The sequence below is a fragment of the Acidovorax sp. GW835-FHT14G06 genome, assembly GCF_058793595.1.
The window spans coordinates 331,219-348,428 of sequence record NZ_JBXAGA010000006.1 but is presented as its reverse complement, the minus strand read 5'-3'; the positions used below and the strand labels follow the sequence as shown (position 1 = coordinate 348,428).

Below are 17,210 nucleotides of genomic sequence, written 5' to 3'. Positions count from 1 at the left end.
AGGCCGCTTGCGCGGCCTTTGGGGGTCAGTTCGTGGATGTCAGCGTTGCCGCTGCCGCATCACTTGAACTTGGGCAGATTGAACTGCGGTGGCACGCCCATGCGGGTGTTGATGAGCCACTGCTGCGCGATCGACAGGATGTTGTTGGTCAGCCAGTACAGCACCAGGCCGGCCGGGAAGAAGAAGAACATCACGCTGAAGATCAACGGCATGAACCACATCATCTTGGCCTGCATCGGGTCTGGTGGCGCGGGGTTCAGGGCGGTCTGCAGCAGCGAGCTGGCCGTCATCAGCAGGGGCAGGATGAAGAACGGATCCGGCGCCGAGAGGTCGTGGATCCAGCCAATCCAAGGTGCGTTGCGCATTTCCACGCTGGACAGCAGCACCCAGTACAACGCAATGAACACGGGGATCTGGATCATGATGGGGAAGCAGCCACCCATGGGGTTGACCTTTTCCTCGCGGTAGATGCGCATCATCTCCTGCTGCATCTGCTGCGGCTTGTCCTTGAGGCGCTCGCGCATCTCCATGATCTTGGGGTTGATGGCCTTCATCTTGGCCATGCTGGCGTAGGCCTTGGCATTGAGCCAGTAGAACGCGATCTTGAGCAGCAGCACCAGGGCGACAATGGACCAGCCCCAGTTGTTCAGCAGCTTGTGCAGCTGATCAAGCAGCCAGTACAGCGGCTTGGACAGGATGGTCAGCCAGCCGTAGTCCTTGACCAGTTCCAGGCCGGGGTACAGCTTTTCCATCATGGTCTCGACCTGCGGGCCGGCGAACAGGCGCGCGTCGATGGTCTTGGTGGCGCCCGGCTCGATGGTGCCGAGGGAGGTCAGCATGCCCACGGAGTACAGGTTGGTGTCCACCTTGCGGGTGAAGGGCTCGCGCTGCACGCCGTCGGCCAGCAGCCATGCAGTGGCGAAATAGTGCTGCACCATGGCGACGTAGCCATTGGCCGAGTCCTTAGGGATGTCGATCTTGCCGTTGTCGATGTCCTTGAACTCAATCTTCTGGTACTTCTTGGCTTCGGTGAAGACCGCTGGGCCAGTGAAGGTGGAGTAGAACGACGACTCTCCAGGCGGCTTGTTGCCGTCACGCACCAGCTGCAGGTACAGCTGGGGCGACACGGCGGCGCTGCCGGTGTTGACGATGTCGTGCTTGACGGCGATGTCATAAGCACCGCGCTGGATGGTCCAGGTCTTGACCAGCTTCACGCCGCCCTGGTCGGGCGACTCGAAGCGGATGCTCATGGAGTCTTCACCGTCCTTGAGTTCGCGCGGGCCGGGAACGGCCGTCATCACCGTCTTGTGCGTGGGGAAAGTGCCGCCCACCAGGCCGGTCTGCGCCACGTAGACGCGCTGCGCGCTTTCATCCAGCAACAGGAAGTTGCGGGCCTTGTCGGTCATGTCGGCGTGCTTGAGCAGCTCGGCCTGCGTGAGCGAGCCGCCTTCGCTGTCGAACACCAGGCGATACAGGTCGGTCTTGACCTCAATGCGTTCGCGTTTGGCAGGTGCAGCCGCTGCGGCAGGCTGCCCGGGCACGGCTGCCGCGCCTTGCGCGGCCGTTGTGGCTGCGGGCACGCTGGTGGCTGGCACGCTGGTGGCTGGCACGCTGGCAGCCCCGGTCGCGCCGGAGGCCGCGCCTGCGGCAGCAGCAGGGGCTGTCACTGCGGGCGTGGTCGGGAAAAAAGTGGCCTTGTTGCCATTGTGCAGCTGCCACTTGTCCCACAGCAGAACCATGGAAAAGCCAAAAATCACCCACAGGATGGTGCGGCGAATGTCGTTCATGAAGACTTCTTTGGTGAGGATGGGGGAGTGGTGGGAGGGGTGAGCCTGGAGAAAAGCCGCAGGCTGCGCGGCAGATCTTGCGGGACCGGATCATGGCCCCCGTCACACCAGGGGTGGCAGCGTACCAGCCTGCGCACCGTGAGATAACTGCCTGCCACAGCGCCGTGCTGCTCTAGCGCCTGCAGCGAATAGACCGAGCAGGTCGGCTCGAAGCGGCAGGCCGAGCCCAGCCAGGGGCTGAGGAACAGCCGATAGCCCTTGACCACGCCAATCAGCAAGCGCTGCATCATGGGACAGTCACCGGCTGAGCCGCCGGCGGCACAGATGCAGCAACTGCAGTGCCTGCATGCCGGGTTGCGTATCCGAAAAGCTGCAGCAGCTCCGCGCGTACCGCCTGCTTGAGCTGGTCGGACGTGGCGCTCACGAACTGCTTGCGATCAAACGCCGAGCGCAGGCGCACCACATGGGCGGCCTGCGGCAAACGCGCCTCAAACGTGGCGCCCACGGTGTAGATCTGCCGTTTGATGGTGTTGCGCGTCACGGCGCGGCGCGCCCAGCGCTTGGGCACCATGGCACCCAGCCAGACACCCTGAACGACAAACAGAGCCTGCGGCCCTTGCGTGTGCGGCAAGGAGCCGGGCCTTGTGGGTGCGACAGCATCAGCTAGGCCGGCAGCAGCGCTGCCATCGGCGTCCAGCACCAGACGATGCAACGCAAAATGCGCCGTGCGGGAGACAGTGCCCCCCGCCATGGCAGACTGGAACTGCGGCCGGGTTTTTAGCCTGTGCATGCAAGCGCCCCGTTTGGAACCTGGCGGTACAAACCGGGAACAGGCGGGGAACAGGCCGTAGACCGTAACGGCCTTAGACGGCCAGGCGCTTGCGGCCCTTGGCGCGGCGTGCGTTGATAACGGCACGGCCGCCGCGGGTCTTCATGCGGACGAGAAAACCGTGGGTGCGCGCGCGGCGCGTCTTGGAGGGCTGGTAAGTACGTTTCATGGTGCTATTCCTTGAGGTTCAGTTCCGGACTGCTGCTCTTGAACCCCCTGCAATCTGCACACCCACACTATGTATAAAACATCGCCTGGAGGCAGACCCACGGGGCAGAAATAACGGCGCGCCGGGTCAAATCACCCTGAACACATTCAGGGAAACCCAAAATTATCGCAGGCTTGTGGCCGACTGGCAATGCCTTTCGATGGGCAGGCCTTTACCAACGGGTCGCGGAGGCAGCAGCGCCCGACCCTTTCAGGCCACCTCTTCCCCGCATGGCTACCCCGGATTCCCCCGGATGACAGCCGCCTTCAAATTGTGGATAACTCCTTGACAAGCTACAATCCACCGCCTTACCCCGTTCCTCCTATCCACAATAAGAATTCCCCAGAAATGACCGAGGAACCCACCCGCAGCCCCATCAATTCGCCCGGCTCAGATGCCGGTCAGGGCCTGTGGCAAGCCTGCGTTGAGCAACTGGCACAAGACCTGCCAGAACAACAGTTCAACACCTGGATCAAGCCCCTGATTGCCCAAGTGGCCGAAGACTTCTCCAAAGTCACGCTGCTCGTTGGCAACCGCTTCAAACTCGACTGGATCCGCGCCCAGTACGCTGGCCGCATTGCCGCGCTGCTCGAAGGTCTGTATGGCCAACCGGTCACGCTGGAGTTAGCGCTCGCTCAGCGTGAGTCGGTGGCCAGGACTTATGTACGGCCCACATCGCAGGAGCCCTCCAGCCCCGCAGCGCCGGCCGAAACCCCCTCCAGCAGCAACGATGAGGCCACGGCGGGCGCGTTCCGCAACCGCCTCAACGCCGCCCTCACGTTCGAGACCCTGGTGGAAGGCACGGCCAACCGCATGGCGCGCTCAGCCGCCATGCATGTGGCCGGCATGCCGGGCCACCTGTACAACCCGCTGTTCATCTATGGGGGCGTGGGCCTGGGCAAGACCCACCTGGTGCACGCTGTGGGTAACCGCCTGCTGCAGGACAAGCCTGACGCCAAAGTTCTCTACATCCATGCCGAGCAGTTCGTGTCTGATGTGGTTAAGGCCTACCAGCGCCGCACCTTCGATGAGTTCAAGGAGCGCTACCACTCGCTCGACCTGCTGCTCATCGACGACGTACAGTTTTTCGCCAACAAAGACCGCACGCAGGAAGAATTCTTCAATGCGTTCGAGGCCCTGCTTGCCAAGAAGTCGCACATCGTGATGACGTCGGACACCTACCCCAAGGGCCTGGCCAACATCCACGAGCGGCTGGTCTCGCGTTTTGACTCGGGCCTGACGGTGGCCATCGAGCCGCCCGAACTCGAAATGCGCGTGGCCATTCTGATCAACAAGGCCCGCGTTGAAGGCACCGAGATGCCCGAGGAAGTGGCCTTCTTCGTGGCCAAGAACGTGCGCTCCAACGTGCGCGAGCTCGAAGGCGCACTGCGCAAAATCCTGGCGTACTCGCGCTTCAACCAGAAAGAGATTTCGATCCAGCTGGCCCGCGAGGCGCTGCGTGATCTGCTGTCTATCCAGAACCGGCAGATTTCTGTGGAAAACATCCAGAAGACGGTGGCCGACTACTACAAGATCAAGGTCGCCGACATGTACAGCAAGAAGCGCCCGGCCAGCATTGCCCGCCCGCGCCAGATTGCGATGTACCTGGCCAAGGAGCTGACGCAAAAGAGCCTTCCGGAGATCGGAGAATTGTTCGGCGGGCGCGACCACACCACCGTTTTGCATGCCGTGCGCAAGATTGCGGGCGAACGCCAGCAGCTGACCGAGCTGAACCAGCAGCTGCACGTGCTGGAGCAGACGCTCAAAGGGTAGCACGAAGGGTAGATAACCAGCGGGAAACGCCCGTCGGGCAGCCCCACGAAGAAGCGACCCCGTTAAGGGGCAAAATGGCGGGTTATAGATAGCAGGGGGAGGCATGACCTGTGCCGCTGTCCACGCACCGTCCCAAAACCACAAGAGGTTGATGACATGATCGTCCTGAAGGCAACACAAGACAAGGTTCTCGCGGTTCTGCAGTCCGTGGCTGGCATCGTGGAGCGCCGCCACACGCTGCCCATCCTGGCCAACGTGCTGATCCGCAAGACGGGCAATGCCCTGCAGCTGACGACCAGCGACCTCGAAATCCAGATACGCACCACCGCCGAGCTGGGTGGCGACACCGGCGACTTCACCACCACCGTGGGCGCGCGCAAGCTCATCGACATCCTGCGCACCATGCCCGGTGACCAGACGGTGAGCCTCGAATCGGCCCAGTCCAAGCTCATCCTCAAGGGCGGCAAGAGCCGCTTCACGCTGCAAAGCCTGCCGGCTGAAGACTTCCCGCTGGTGCAGGAATCCGCCGCCTTCGGCCCCGTGTTCGCCGTGCCGCAAAAGACGCTGAAGGACCTGCTCGGTCAGGTGTCATTTGCAATGGCGGTGCAGGACATCCGCTACTACCTGAACGGCATCCTGTTCGTGGCCGAGGGCAAGACGCTGAGCCTGGTGGCCACCGACGGCCACCGCCTGGCCTTTGCCAGCGCCACGCTGGATGTGGAAGTGCCCAAGCAGGAAGTCATCCTGCCGCGCAAGACCGTGATCGAGCTGCAGCGTTTGCTCAGCGATGCGGGCGGCGAGAACCAGCCCCACATCGAGATGCAGTTCGCCAACAACCAGGCCAAGTTCACCTTTGGCGGCATGGAGTTCGTCACCAAGCTGGTCGAGGGCAAGTTCCCCGACTACAACCGGGTGATCCCCAAGAACCACAAGAACAGCATCACCCTGGGCCGCGCCCCGCTGCTGGCCAGCCTGCAGCGCACGGCCATCATGACCAGCGACAAGTTCAAGGGCGTGCGCCTGAACCTGGAGCCCGGCACCCTGCGCGTGGCGTCGAACAACGCCGAGCAGGAAGAAGCCGTGGACGAGCTCGATATCGACTACGGTGGCGACACCATCGAGATCGGCTTCAACGTGACCTACCTCATCGACGCCCTGGCCAACATGGGCCAGGACATGGTGAAGGTGGAGCTTTCGGACGGCAACAGCTCTGCGCTGCTGACCATCCCCGAGAACGACAGCTTCAAGTACGTCGTGATGCCCATGCGCATTTGAGGCGGCGTGGCACAAGCCCTGCCCCACAGTCGCATCGACGCATTGCCAACGCTACTGTATTGATAGCTAATAGCGCATATTCAATATGCGCTAGCGCGAAATTTGACCATTGAACATATTGGAAACCCCGGTTTCCACGGATCCCAAGGCCCACCATGACCGTTGACAACAACATTCCCTCCGAGCCCGAATCCTCCGGCGTCTCCGGCCATGTGGAGCCCACCGTTGCCAAGATCGACACCAACCAGGCCGGCGCCAGCGAAAGCTATGGCGAAGGCGCCATCACCATCCTCGAAGGCCTGGAGGCCGTGCGCAAGCGCCCCGGCATGTACATCGGCGACACCAGCGACGGCACCGGCCTGCACCACCTGGTATTTGAGGTGGTCGACAACTCCATCGACGAAGCCCTGGCCGGCCATTGCGACGACATCGTCGTCACCATCCACACCGACAACTCCATCAGCGTGACCGACAACGGCCGCGGCATTCCCACCGGCGTGAAGATGGACGACAAGCACGAGCCCAAGCGAAGTGCTGCCGAAATCGCCCTGACCGAACTGCACGCAGGCGGCAAGTTCAACCAGAACAGCTACAAGGTCTCGGGCGGCCTGCACGGCGTGGGCGTGAGCTGCGTGAACGCATTGAGCAAATGGCTGCGCCTGACCGTGCGCCGCGAAGGCAAGGTGCACCAGATCGAATTTGCACGCGGCTTTGTGCAAGACCGCCTGCTGTCGACCGTGGACGGCTTTGAGGTCAGCCCCATGAAGGTGACCGGCGAGACCGAAAAGCGCGGCACCGAAGTGCACTTTTTGCCCGACACAGAGATATTCAAAGAAAACAACGACTTCCACTACGAGATCCTGGCCAAGCGCCTGCGCGAACTCTCCTTCCTGAACAACGGCGTGCGCATTCGGCTCAAGGACGAGCGCAGCGGCAAGGAAGATGACTTCTCGGGCGCCGGTGGCGTGCGCGGCTTCGTCGAGTTCATCAACAAGGGCAAGACGGTACTGCACCCCACGTCCTTCTACGCCGCAGGCGAGCGCCCAGCCGAAACGTATGGCGGCATCCCCGGCACGCACATCGGCGTGGAAGTGGCCATGCAGTGGAACAGCGCATACACCGAACAGGTGCTGTGCTTTACCAACAACATCCCCCAGCGTGACGGCGGCACCCACCTGACCGGCCTGCGCGCCGCGATGACCCGCGTCATCAACAAGTACATCGAAGAAAACGAGCTGGCCAAGAAGGCCAAGGTCGAAGTCACCGGCGACGACATGCGCGAAGGCCTGTGCTGCGTGCTCAGCGTGAAGGTGCCCGAGCCCAAGTTCAGCAGCCAGACCAAGGACAAGCTGGTGTCGAGCGAAGTGCGCGCCCCCGTGGAAGACATCGTGGGCAAGCTGCTCACCGACTACCTGCAAGAAAAGCCCAACGACGCCAAGATCATCTGCGGCAAGATCGTGGAGGCCGCCCGAGCCCGCGAAGCCGCCCGCAAGGCCCGCGAAATGACCCGCCGCAAGGGCGTGCTGGACGGCATGGGCCTGCCCGGCAAGCTGGCCGACTGCCAGGAAAAAGACCCCGCCCTGTGCGAGATCTACATCGTGGAGGGTGACTCCGCCGGCGGCTCTGCCAAGCAGGGCCGCGACCGCAAGTTCCAGGCCATCCTGCCCCTGCGCGGCAAGATCCTGAACGTGGAAAAAGCCCGCTACGAAAAGCTGCTGACCAGCAACGAAATCCTCACGCTGATCACGGCCCTGGGCACCGGCATCGGCAAGGCCGGCGGCACCACCGGCGGCGACGACTTTGATGTCGCCAAGCTGCGCTACCACCGCATCATCATCATGACCGACGCCGACGTGGACGGCGCCCACATCCGCACCCTGCTGCTCACCTTCTTCTACCGCCAGATGCCCGAACTGGTGGAGCGCGGCCACATCTACATCGCGCAGCCGCCGCTGTACAAGGTCAAGGCCGGCAAGGAAGAGCTGTACCTGAAGGACGCCCCCGCGCTCGACGGCTTCCTGCTGCGCATTGCGCTGAACCACGCCAGCGTGACCACCGGCGGCGCCAACCCGCAAACCCTGACGGGCGAGACCCTGGCCGAACTGGCGCGCAAGCACCAGATCGCTGAAAGCGTGATCGCCCGCCTGGGCAACTTCATGGACGCCGAAGCCCTGCGCGCCATTGCCGATGGCGTGAGCCTGAAGCTGGACACCGTGGCCGAAGCCGAAGCCAGCGCCGTGGCCCTGCAAGCCAAGCTGCGCGAACTGAACACCACCGGCGCCCCCGCCGAAGTGGCCGGCGAATTCGACGCCCGCACCGACAAGCCCCTGCTGCGCATCAGCCGCCGCCACCACGGCAACATCAAGAGCAGCGTCATCACGCAAGACTTTGTGCACGGCGCCGACTACGCCGCCCTGGCCGAAGCCGCCGAAACCTTCCGCGGCCTGCTGGCCGAAGGCGCCAAAGCGATGCGCGGCGAGGGTGAGAAGCAAAAGGAAGAAAAGGTCAGCGACTTCCGCCAGGCCATGAAGTGGCTGATTGCCGAAGCCGAACGCACCACCAGTCGCCAGCGCTACAAGGGCCTGGGCGAAATGAACCCAGAGCAGCTTTGGGAAACGACGATGGACCCGAACGTGCGCCGCCTGCTGCGCGTGCAGATCGACGACGCGATTGAGGCGGACCGCGTGTTCACGATGCTGATGGGCGATGAGGTCGAGCCGCGCCGAGACTTCATTGAGACGAATGCGCTGCGGGCGGGGAATATCGACGTTTGACACAGTCAGCCGAATCGGTTGAACCGACCATGGACTGGTCTCAGGCCGAGGTAGAAGCAGTTGTTGCCGACTACCTCAGGATGCTCAGTCTTGAACTGGCTGGTCAGACCTATAGCAAGGCGGCACACCGTCGCGCCTTGCTAGAAAAGCTCAATGGTCGATCCGCAGGTTCTGTCGAATTCAAGCACTGCAACATCAGCGCAGTGCTCATCCATCTGGGCTGCCCCTACCTGCGCGGATATCAACCACGGGCTAACTACCAACGTCTACTGCGCGAAGTAGTGGAGTTGCAAGTTGACCGTTTCTCCGCACTAGATTCACTTGCACTTGCGGCGGTGCACCAGCCTGCGATATCCCATGAAATTGTGGATTTCTCGAAAGTTGAAACCGAAGCACCGCAAAAGCGCCACCGTGTCGGCGAATCAAGCCCAGGCTACGGCAATCTACCCATCAAGCGTGACTACCTTGCGATCGAGTCTCGCAATCGCTCGTTAGGTCATGCCGGTGAAGAGTTCGTTTTTCGTTACGAGCAATGGAGACTGGCTCATATCGGCAAGCTCGATCTGGCTGAACGTGTGGAGCATGTTTCGCAAACAAAGGGGGATGGCCTTGGCTACGACATCCTGTCTTTCGATACGAATGGTCGCGAGCGATTCATCGAAGTGAAAACTACGGCGTTTGGCAAAGACACACCGTTTTTCGTATCCAAGAACGAATTGCATTTCTCCAGAGACGCAGGTCCTGACTTCACGCTGTGTCGGCTGTTTGAGTTTCGACAGACTCCCAAGTTGTTCTCTTTGAGTGGCGCACTGGATCAGCACTGTGACCTGGCCCCTGTCACATATCGAGCTAGCTTTTCTTAGCTCTACCGCAAGTCGTTGCCTTCTGCCTTCACCCCCATGCGCTCCCCCATCGCCATCGTCGACGTAGACCGCCTGGACACCTGGACCCGCTACCGCGCAGGCCTGTGCGACACCTGCGCGGCCAACTGCTGCACCATGCCGCTGGAAGTGCAGCTCTCGGACCTGGTGCGGCTTGAACTGGTGGACCCGTTCGAGGCCGAGCATGAGGAAATCCGCCACATTGCCAAGCGGCTGCAAAAGGCGCGGCTGATCGACCACTTCAACCACAAGAACGCGATCTTCACGATGGCGCGGCGGGCGAGTGGGGACTGCAATTTTCTCGACCCCAAGACGCGGCTGTGTACGGTGTATGACAAGCGGCCCGAGACCTGCCGCCTGCACCCGCAGAAGAAGAGCCCCAAGCCGGGTTACTGCGCTTACGGGGCGCGGGATCTGCAGCGACGGGGCTGAAAAGCGCAGAGGCGTCTGCGCGCCATGTCTGCGCAAGCCCGCCGTCTTCTGAAACCGCCACCCCGCACACTCACGCCATGTCGCGCAGCTCGCGGCGCAGGATCTTGCCAACGCTGGACTTGGGCAGGGCCTCTACAAACACGATCTGCCGGGGCACCTTGTAGGCGGTGAGCGCTGCGCGGCAATGGGCTGCGATGTGGTCTGCATCCACCGGTGGCGCAGTGCCCGCCACGCGCACCACATACAGCCGCAGCGCCTCGCCCGTTTTGTCGTCCGGCACGCCGATGCAGGCGCATTCCAGTACGCCGGGGCAGGCGGTGGCCACGGCTTCGACTTCGTTGGGAAAGACGTTGAAGCCTGAGACGATGACCATGTCCTTCTTGCGGTCCACGATCTTGAGGAAGCCGCTCTCGTCCAGCTGGCCGATGTCGCCGGTGCGGAAGTAGCCGTCGGGGGTGAAGGCGGCTGCGTTGGCCTCGGGCTGCTGCCAGTAGCCGCCCATGACCTGGGGGCCTTTCACGCAGACCTCGCCGGGCTGGCCCAGGGGCGCGGGGTGGCCCTGGTCGTCCAGCAACAGCACGTCGGTGGAAGGCAGGGGCAGGCCAGTACTGCCGCTGAAAGCAGTGACCGATGCGGGGTTGAAGGCCACCACAGGCTGGTCTCGCTCAGGCCGTAGCCTTCGCGGATGAACTGGCCGGTGATGGCCTGCCAGCGGGCGGAGACCGAGGGCAGGATGGCGGCACCACCGCCGCCCGCCAGCCGCAGGTTGGAGAAGTCCACGCCCTGCGTGCCGGGGTGCGCCGCCAGCCCGGCGTACAGCGTGTTGACCCCCATGAAAACGCTGGGGCGCGCGGCGTTCAGCACGTCGATCAACCCGTCCAGGTCACGCGGGTTGGGCACCAGCCAGTTGCGCGCACCCACCGCAAAGTAGCTGATCAGGTTCACCATGAGCGCGAAGATGTGATACAGCGGAATGGCCGTGACGACGACCTCCTGTGCGGGGCGCAGGGCATCGGGCACGAAGGCCTTGAACTGCTCCACGTTGGCCACCAGGTTGCGGTGCGTGAGCATGGCGCCCTTCGACAGGCCGGTAGTTCCCCCGGTGTACTGCAGGAACAGCAGGTCGCCCCCCTCCAGCACAGGTGGCGCAAAAGGCAGGGTGGCGCCCTCGGCCAGGGCGCGCGCAAACGAGGTGGTGGTGTGCAGGTGGGCATCCACGGGCGGCCCAGGCAGGTCGGCTGCGGTGCCGTCGCCGGGCGCCACGGTGATGATGCTGTGCAGTTCCACCCGGTCTTGGATGGCAGCCAGGGTCGCAGTAGACCCTGCATAGATCACCATCACCCTCGCTCCTGCGTCCTGTAGCTGGTGCTCCAGCTCCCGCGGGGTGTACAGCGGATTCACGTTCACCTGCACACAGCCCGCGCGCGCAATGCCGAGCATGGCGATGGGAAACGCCATCAGGTTCGGGCACATCACGGCGATGCGGTCGCCCTTGCGCACGCGCAGCACGTTTTGCAGGTAGGCCGCAAACGCGCGGGATTGCTGGTCCACATGTGCATAGGTCAGCGTCTGGCCCAGGCAGGTGAATGCGGGCCGGTGCGCATACCGCTGCATGGCGGCACACAGCAGGTGCACGATGCTGGGATGGCTGTCGGGATCGATGTGGGCAGGGATGGCGCCATAGCTGGCCAGCCAGGGTTGGGGGGACATGGTGAATCGGTCCTCGTGGGGGGGGGAGCAGCAACGTGCGGGCAGGCTCAGCGCACGGCCTTGGCCAGTGCGGCAAAGGCTTGCCGGTCCAGCGCGTGGGTGAAGGCGGTGTTGGGCACGGGGTGCGTGGAGAACTTCACCACCACCAGCTCGGCCGCCGGGTTGATGTGGATGTGTTGGCCCATCAGGCCCTTGGCTTCAAAGGTGCCATCGGCATCGTGGGGTATCCACCACTGGTTGTGGTACGAGTAGCCCGCGCGCATGGCCGTGCCGGGGGCCTTGCTGAACTGGGCGGGGTCGGCCCCTTTGCGCAGCTCGGCAATGGTGGCGGGCGAGACGATCTGTTGGCCGTTGAAGCGGCCGTTGGATCGCAGCATCTCGCCCAGACGGCCCAGGTCACGCAAAGTGGCGTTCACGCCCACGCTGGTGGACTGGCCGCCGTTGGCATCTGCAAACACATACGCGTCCTCCTGCGTGCCCAGCTTGGACCAGATGCGCTCGGACAGCAGCGTGGCGTAGCTCTTGCCAGTCACGCGCTGCAGCAGCCAGCCCAGCACTTCCGTGTCCACCGACTTGTAGGCAAACGCGGTGCCGTGCTCACCGTCCTTCTGCACGGTGGGCAGGTGTTCGGCCATGCTCTTGGCCCCGTTGCTGCCGGGGCGCGCAGGCTGCAGGCCCGCAGCGGCCAGGTACTGAAAGACACCGGAGGTGGGGTCCGCAAAGTCTTCGGCGTATTTGACGCCGGTGGTCATGTCCAGGGTCTGCTGCACGGTGGCATCGGCCCAGGCGCTGTTGGCCAGCTCAGGCAGGTAACGCACGATGCGCGCACTGGGGTCGATGGCGCCTTCCTGGATGAGTTCGGTCACCAGCAGCCCCACCAGCGATTTGCTCATGGACCACAGCACATGTGGCTGCTGCGGCTGCATGCCGATGTGATAACGCTCATACACCACACGGCCCCGGTGCAGCACCAGCATGGCGTCGGTGTAGGTGGCCTTCTGCCAGTCGGCCAGCGTGGTGGGCGCGCCCTTGTCGTCGGCAAACGCCAGCGTGTCGGGCAAGGCACGCGGCGCTGCGGGCAGTGCGCTGGGCGCGGCTGCACCGCGCCAGATGGTGGCCGTGGGCCCCAGTTCGCGCAGGTGCTGCGCGGCCCAGCGCACGTTGGGGTACTTGAGGATGTTGGCCAGGCGCACCACCTTGTCAGGCGCCGGTGGGAAGCCCTGCATCAGCTGCAGGGTCACAGGGTTGGTGGCGTCCGGCGGCGGCAGCTGCGGAGCCTGGGCCTGGCTGTCAGGCGCGGCCCCCAGCAGGGTGCAGGCCAAGGCGACGGCGGTGAAGGAAGGGGTGAGGTGGCGATGAAAAGAGTGCATGGTGAGAAGGCCTCGGTCAAGAAACGTGGAACGGGAAGAACAAAAAAAGGAAACGGATTCGGCCGGGCCGATCAGCCCCGCGCGGCCAGCAGCGTGCGGATCACGCCTTCGGTGCGCTCGTATTCGCCTTCGCCAAAGTGCTTGTAGCGAATGCGGCCTTGCGCATCGATGAGGTAGGTGGCGGGCCAGTACTGGTTGCCGTAGGCCTTCCAGGTGCCGTAGCGGTTGTCCTGTGCCACGGGGTGCTTCACGCCATGGCGGCGCATGGCGGCTTCTACGTTGGCGGTCGGGCGCTCAAACGGAAACTCTGGCGTGTGCACACCCACCACGGTGAGCCCTTGGGGCGTGTACTGCTCGGCCCAGCGGTTCACATGGGGCAGGGTGCGGATGCAGTTGATGCAGGCGTACGTCCAGAAGTCCACCAGCACCACGCGGCCGCGCAACTGCGCCAGGCTCAGCGGTTCGGAGTTGAGCCAGCGCTCGATGCCGGTGAACTCGGGCGCAGCGCCCAAGTCGGGCAGCGCTGCGGCGGGGCTGGCGGTGCCCGCTGCATACGCCAAGCCCGGGGCCGCCAGTGCAGCGGCCATCGACGCCAGGAAAGCGCGGCGCTCGGAAAAGCGCAGGGAAGAGGGGTGCAATGTCATGGTGAAAGCTCCTTGCAATCGGTGGGGTGTCGCCCCTTACAGGCCGCCCCAGCCCGAGGGATAAAACTGCGTAAGCCAGACGGTGATCTGCCCATCCACCTCCCACAGCATGGCCAGCGCGACAGTGATGACCACCACGCCAAACACCTGCTGCACGCGGTGCGCGTGGCGCGCAATGCGGCTCACATGGGTGGCCGCAGCCTGGCCGCCGTAGGCAATGGCCAGCATGGGCAGCGCGGCGCCGGTGGAATACGCGAGCAGCAGTACGGCGATGCCCACCCCCGGTGGCTCGGTAGCGATGAGGGTGAGGATGGAGGCGAGCACCGGCCCGGCGCAGGGTGTCCAGACCGCGCCCAGGCTCAGGCCGAGCAGCAGTCCGCCCCAGTTGCCGCCCCCGCTGCCCATGCCCAGGCTAGCCATGCGGTTGAGCACGCCGCCTGCATGTTGGCTGAGCCACTGGAACGGCCGGGGCCACACCGTGAGCACGCCAAACACCAGCAGCATCACAGCGGCAAACCGGCGCAGGCCTTCCTGAGACACACCCAGCACCTGCGTGAAGCTGCTGAACAGCAGTGCCACCGCCGCGAACGACAGCGCAAAGCCCAGGGCAATGAACAGTGGGCGTGTGCGCTGCGCTGAGTCGGCGCCGCTCACCGAGGCCCCTAGCACCACTGGCAGCATGGGCAACACGCAGGGCGCCCCTACCGTGAGCATGCCGGCAGCCACGGCCAGCCATGGCGAGGTGGTGGCCATGGTCATTGCCCGCTCCCCTGCTCGGCCGCCGGACGGCGCCACACCTGGGTTTTTCCGAACAGCGGAATGCCCACGTACGCGTGCACCAGCAGTTGTTCCGGCTCGGCCGGCGTCAGGTTGACGCGGTACGTCTTGGCGTTCTCGCGGTTGTAGATTTCGCCCTGGTACTCGCTGCTGCCGCCCTCCGCCGGGCGCAGGCCCGACAGCAGGGTCATGCCCAGCGCAGGCCGCGCGTCGGCCGCCGCCATGTCGGCGCCCGGCGCGCTCATGGAGCGGTTGGCCAGCACGCGCACCACCTTGCCACACAGGGCGTTGCCGCCAGCGGGATTGCAAGGAGCGATGTTCACTTCCAGATTGCCGCTCTCGGTGATCCAGCGGCCCAGGGGGGCTTTGGGGTGAGCGGTGCCCGGCGCTGGTGCCACAGCGGCTGGCGGCGCTGCCGCAGCCTCTTGCGCGCTGACTGCCTGCGCCAGGCCCAGGGTCAGCAGGGCGGTCACGGCGATGGATGGTTTCATGGCAAGGTCCTCGTGAAGTTCAGGAAGACCTCATTGAAGCCAGCGCAGGTATCGGCGATTTGTCTGGCCAGGGGCTTTTGGTATGCGCGCTTGTCGATGCACCGGGCAGACAAGTTGAGATACATATCTGCCCACCCAGCCCGTACCGCTGCACCACCAAAGCCCGGACAATGGCCGCCATGACGACGACGCCCGCTCCCGACCACATCCTGATCGTCGATGACGACGCCGGCATCCGCGAACTGGCTGCCGAGTACCTGCAGCGCCAGGGCCTGCAGGTGAGTGTGGCCGCCGACGGGCGGCAAATGCGCGAGGTACTGGCCACGCAGCGCATCGACCTGCTGGTGCTGGACCTGATGCTGCCGGGCACCGACGGCATCGCACTGTGCCGCGAGCTGCGCAGCCCGGGCGCGCCGCCGCTGCCCATCGTCATGCTCACCGCGCGCAGCGACGAGGCGGACCGCATCCTGGGCCTGGAGCTGGGTGCGGACGACTACCTGACCAAACCCTTCGCCGCGCGCGAGCTGCTGGCACGCATCCACGCGGTGCTGCGGCGCACGCGCATGCTGCCGCCCAACCTGGCCAAGGCCGAGCCCGCGCGCCACCTCACGTTTGGGGACTGGCGGCTGGACACCACCGCACGCCACCTGCTCGATGCCACGGGCGCAGTGGTGGCGCTGTCGGGCGCCGAATACCGCCTGCTGCGTGTGCTGCTGGACCACCCGCAGCGCATCCTCACACGCGACCAGCTGCTGCAGCTCACACAGGGGCGCGATGCCGATGTGTTCGACCGCTCCATCGACCTGCTGGTGAGCCGTGTGCGCCAGCGGCTGGGCGATGGCGCGCGCGGCTCGCGCTACATCAAGACCGTGCGCAACGAAGGCTATGTGTTCTGCGCCGATGTGCAAACTGCGGCAGCCGCCGCAGGAGCTGCGCAATGACGTCGCGCTGGTGGCCGCGCTCACTGTTCGGACGCATCCTGCTGGTGATGGCACTGGGCCTGGCGTTGGCGCATGCGCTGACGTTTGTGCTGGCGTTCACCGAGCGCAGCATGACCATGCGGCGGGCCATGGTGTCGTATTTCGCCAGCGACGTGGCCAGCTCGGTCGCCATGCTGGAACGCCTGCCTGCCACCGAGCGCGCGCAGTGGGTGGACCGGCTGGCGCGCCGCAACTACCGCTTTGCACTGGCCGAACCCCTGGACGCACCTGCCGACCCGTCCCAGCTGGCCCGCCTCGTTGCCAGCGCTGTGGCGGCCACACTGCCCACTGACCGCCCGGTGCAGGTGATCGACCCCCATGTGCCGGGCATCGAGCTGCGGCTGCAACTGCGCCTGGCCGACGGTACTCCCCTGGCCGTGGACATGGACGAGCCCCGGCTGCAGATATCGCACTGGGTGCTGGGCGCGCTGGCACTGCAGCTGGCGCTGCTGGTGGGCCTGTGCGCTTGGGCCGTGCGTGCAGCCACGCGGCCCCTGAGCACGCTGGCCGATGCGGCCGATGCGCTGGGCGCCGACCGCCCCACCATACCGCTGGCTGAAGACGGCCCGCGCGAAGTGGTGCGCGCCGCCGTTGCCTTCAACCATATGCAGCAGCGCATCCAGGCGCATCTTCAGGAACGCATGCAAATCCTGGCCGCCGTCTCGCACGACCTGCAAACACCCATCACCCGGCTGCGCCTGCGCGCGGATCTGCTGGACGACACCACGCTGCGCGACAAACTGCACGCCGACCTGGCCGAAATGCAGTCGCTGGTGGAAGAGGGCATTGCCTACGCGCGCTCATCGCAGGCCGTGCGCGAGCCCCCGCAGCGCGTGGACCTGCGCGCGCTGGTGGAGAGCATTGCGCGCGACTACGCCGATGCCGGCCTGCCGGTACAAGTGCTGCAGGCAGTGGATGTGACCTGCGACACCCGCCCCCAGGCCCTGCGCCGCCTGCTGTGCAACCTGGTGGACAACGCGCTCAAGTTTGCAGGCGCCGCTGAGCTGACGTTGGAGGCAGAAAGGCCAGGCCAGTGCCTGGTGCGTGTCATCGATCACGGGCCCGGCATCCCCCCGGCGGACCTCGCCGCCGTGCTGCAGCCCTATGTGCGGCTGGAAGATTCGCGCAACCGGGGCACCGGTGGCACCGGTCTGGGCCTGGCCATTGCCAGCGAGCTGGCCAAGGCCCTGGGCGGGCGGCTGGTGCTGGGGCCACGAGTGGATGGCGCGCAGGGGCTGGAAGCGCGGGTGGAGCTGCCAGAGGTACTCCCAGCATAGGC

Annotated in this window: 15 protein-coding genes and 1 pseudogene; 7 read left to right on the top strand and 9 right to left on the bottom strand. The window is 64.7% G+C overall.

Features of this window, described 5'->3' with window-relative positions; genetic code table 11:
* Nucleotides 1-59 precede the first annotated feature (59 nt).
* From yidC to rpmH, 4 genes are all read right to left on the bottom strand, one after another.
* Complete coding sequence (gene yidC, locus AC1Q64_RS13165) at nucleotides 60-1,787, bottom strand: membrane protein insertase YidC (protein WP_492251622.1); 1,728 nt, start codon at nucleotides 1,785-1,787, stop codon at nucleotides 60-62.
* Nucleotides 1,784-2,077: a membrane protein insertion efficiency factor YidD gene (gene yidD / locus AC1Q64_RS13160; RefSeq protein WP_492251621.1), complete on the bottom strand. Its 294-nt coding sequence runs from the start codon at nucleotides 2,075-2,077 to the stop codon at nucleotides 1,784-1,786. Before yidD ends, yidC begins: the two co-directional genes overlap by 4 nt.
* On the bottom strand, nucleotides 2,074-2,577 hold the full coding sequence (locus AC1Q64_RS13155; RefSeq protein ID WP_492251620.1) for a ribonuclease P protein component: 504 nt from the start codon (nucleotides 2,575-2,577) through the stop codon (nucleotides 2,074-2,076). The genes yidD and AC1Q64_RS13155 overlap by 4 nt, the downstream gene beginning before the upstream one ends.
* Before the next feature lie 73 nt (nucleotides 2,578-2,650).
* Nucleotides 2,651-2,785: a 50S ribosomal protein L34 gene (rpmH, locus tag AC1Q64_RS13150; protein WP_005798102.1), complete on the bottom strand. Its 135-nt coding sequence runs from the start codon at nucleotides 2,783-2,785 to the stop codon at nucleotides 2,651-2,653.
* A gap of 387 nt (nucleotides 2,786-3,172) precedes the next feature.
* Here rpmH and dnaA point away from each other — a divergent pair, with 387 nt between their 5' ends.
* From dnaA to AC1Q64_RS13125, 5 genes are all read left to right on the top strand, one after another.
* Complete coding sequence (gene dnaA, locus AC1Q64_RS13145; protein ID WP_492251619.1) at nucleotides 3,173-4,597, top strand: chromosomal replication initiator protein DnaA; 1,425 nt, start codon at nucleotides 3,173-3,175, stop codon at nucleotides 4,595-4,597.
* Nucleotides 4,598-4,753: 156 nt separating this feature from the next.
* Entirely contained in the window at nucleotides 4,754-5,872 is a 1,119-nt protein-coding gene (gene dnaN / locus AC1Q64_RS13140) for a DNA polymerase III subunit beta (protein WP_056642086.1), read from the top strand.
* Nucleotides 5,873-6,027: 155 nt separating this feature from the next.
* Nucleotides 6,028-8,646: a DNA topoisomerase (ATP-hydrolyzing) subunit B gene (gyrB, locus tag AC1Q64_RS13135; RefSeq protein ID WP_492251618.1), complete on the top strand. Its 2,619-nt coding sequence runs from the start codon at nucleotides 6,028-6,030 to the stop codon at nucleotides 8,644-8,646.
* Nucleotides 8,647-8,675: 29 nt separating this feature from the next.
* Nucleotides 8,676-9,509 (top strand): protein NO VEIN domain-containing protein, encoded by an 834-nt coding sequence (locus AC1Q64_RS13130; RefSeq protein WP_492251617.1) that lies wholly within the window; start codon nucleotides 8,676-8,678, stop codon nucleotides 9,507-9,509.
* Nucleotides 9,510-9,545: 36 nt separating this feature from the next.
* Nucleotides 9,546-9,959 (top strand): YkgJ family cysteine cluster protein, encoded by a 414-nt coding sequence (locus tag AC1Q64_RS13125; RefSeq protein WP_015011832.1) that lies wholly within the window; start codon nucleotides 9,546-9,548, stop codon nucleotides 9,957-9,959.
* Nucleotides 9,960-10,029: 70 nt separating this feature from the next.
* Here AC1Q64_RS13125 and AC1Q64_RS13120 read toward each other — a convergent pair.
* From AC1Q64_RS13120 to AC1Q64_RS13100, 5 genes and pseudogenes are all read right to left on the bottom strand, one after another.
* Nucleotides 10,030-11,669, bottom strand: a pseudogene (locus tag AC1Q64_RS13120) (AMP-binding protein).
* A 47-nt stretch (nucleotides 11,670-11,716) separates the two neighbouring features.
* Nucleotides 11,717-13,039, bottom strand: a complete 1,323-nt coding sequence (locus tag AC1Q64_RS13115) for a serine hydrolase domain-containing protein (protein ID WP_492251616.1) — start codon at nucleotides 13,037-13,039, stop codon at nucleotides 11,717-11,719.
* A 71-nt stretch (nucleotides 13,040-13,110) separates the two neighbouring features.
* Complete coding sequence (locus AC1Q64_RS13110) at nucleotides 13,111-13,683, bottom strand: thioredoxin family protein (protein ID WP_492251615.1); 573 nt, start codon at nucleotides 13,681-13,683, stop codon at nucleotides 13,111-13,113.
* Between the two features lie 36 nt (nucleotides 13,684-13,719).
* Entirely contained in the window at nucleotides 13,720-14,442 is a 723-nt protein-coding gene (locus AC1Q64_RS13105) for a cytochrome c biogenesis CcdA family protein (protein ID WP_492251614.1), read from the bottom strand.
* A complete protein-coding gene (locus tag AC1Q64_RS13100; RefSeq protein WP_056056836.1) occupies nucleotides 14,439-14,951 on the bottom strand; it encodes a DUF2147 domain-containing protein in 513 nt (170 codons plus the stop codon). Before AC1Q64_RS13100 ends, AC1Q64_RS13105 begins: the two co-directional genes overlap by 4 nt.
* Nucleotides 14,952-15,130: 179 nt before the next feature.
* Here AC1Q64_RS13100 and AC1Q64_RS13095 point away from each other — a divergent pair, with 179 nt between their 5' ends.
* A complete protein-coding gene (locus AC1Q64_RS13095) occupies nucleotides 15,131-15,892 on the top strand; it encodes a response regulator (RefSeq protein WP_492251613.1) in 762 nt (253 codons plus the stop codon).
* Nucleotides 15,889-17,208: an ATP-binding protein gene (locus AC1Q64_RS13090; RefSeq protein ID WP_492251612.1), complete on the top strand. Its 1,320-nt coding sequence runs from the start codon at nucleotides 15,889-15,891 to the stop codon at nucleotides 17,206-17,208. The genes AC1Q64_RS13095 and AC1Q64_RS13090 overlap by 4 nt, the downstream gene beginning before the upstream one ends.
* Nucleotides 17,209-17,210 lie beyond the last annotated feature (2 nt).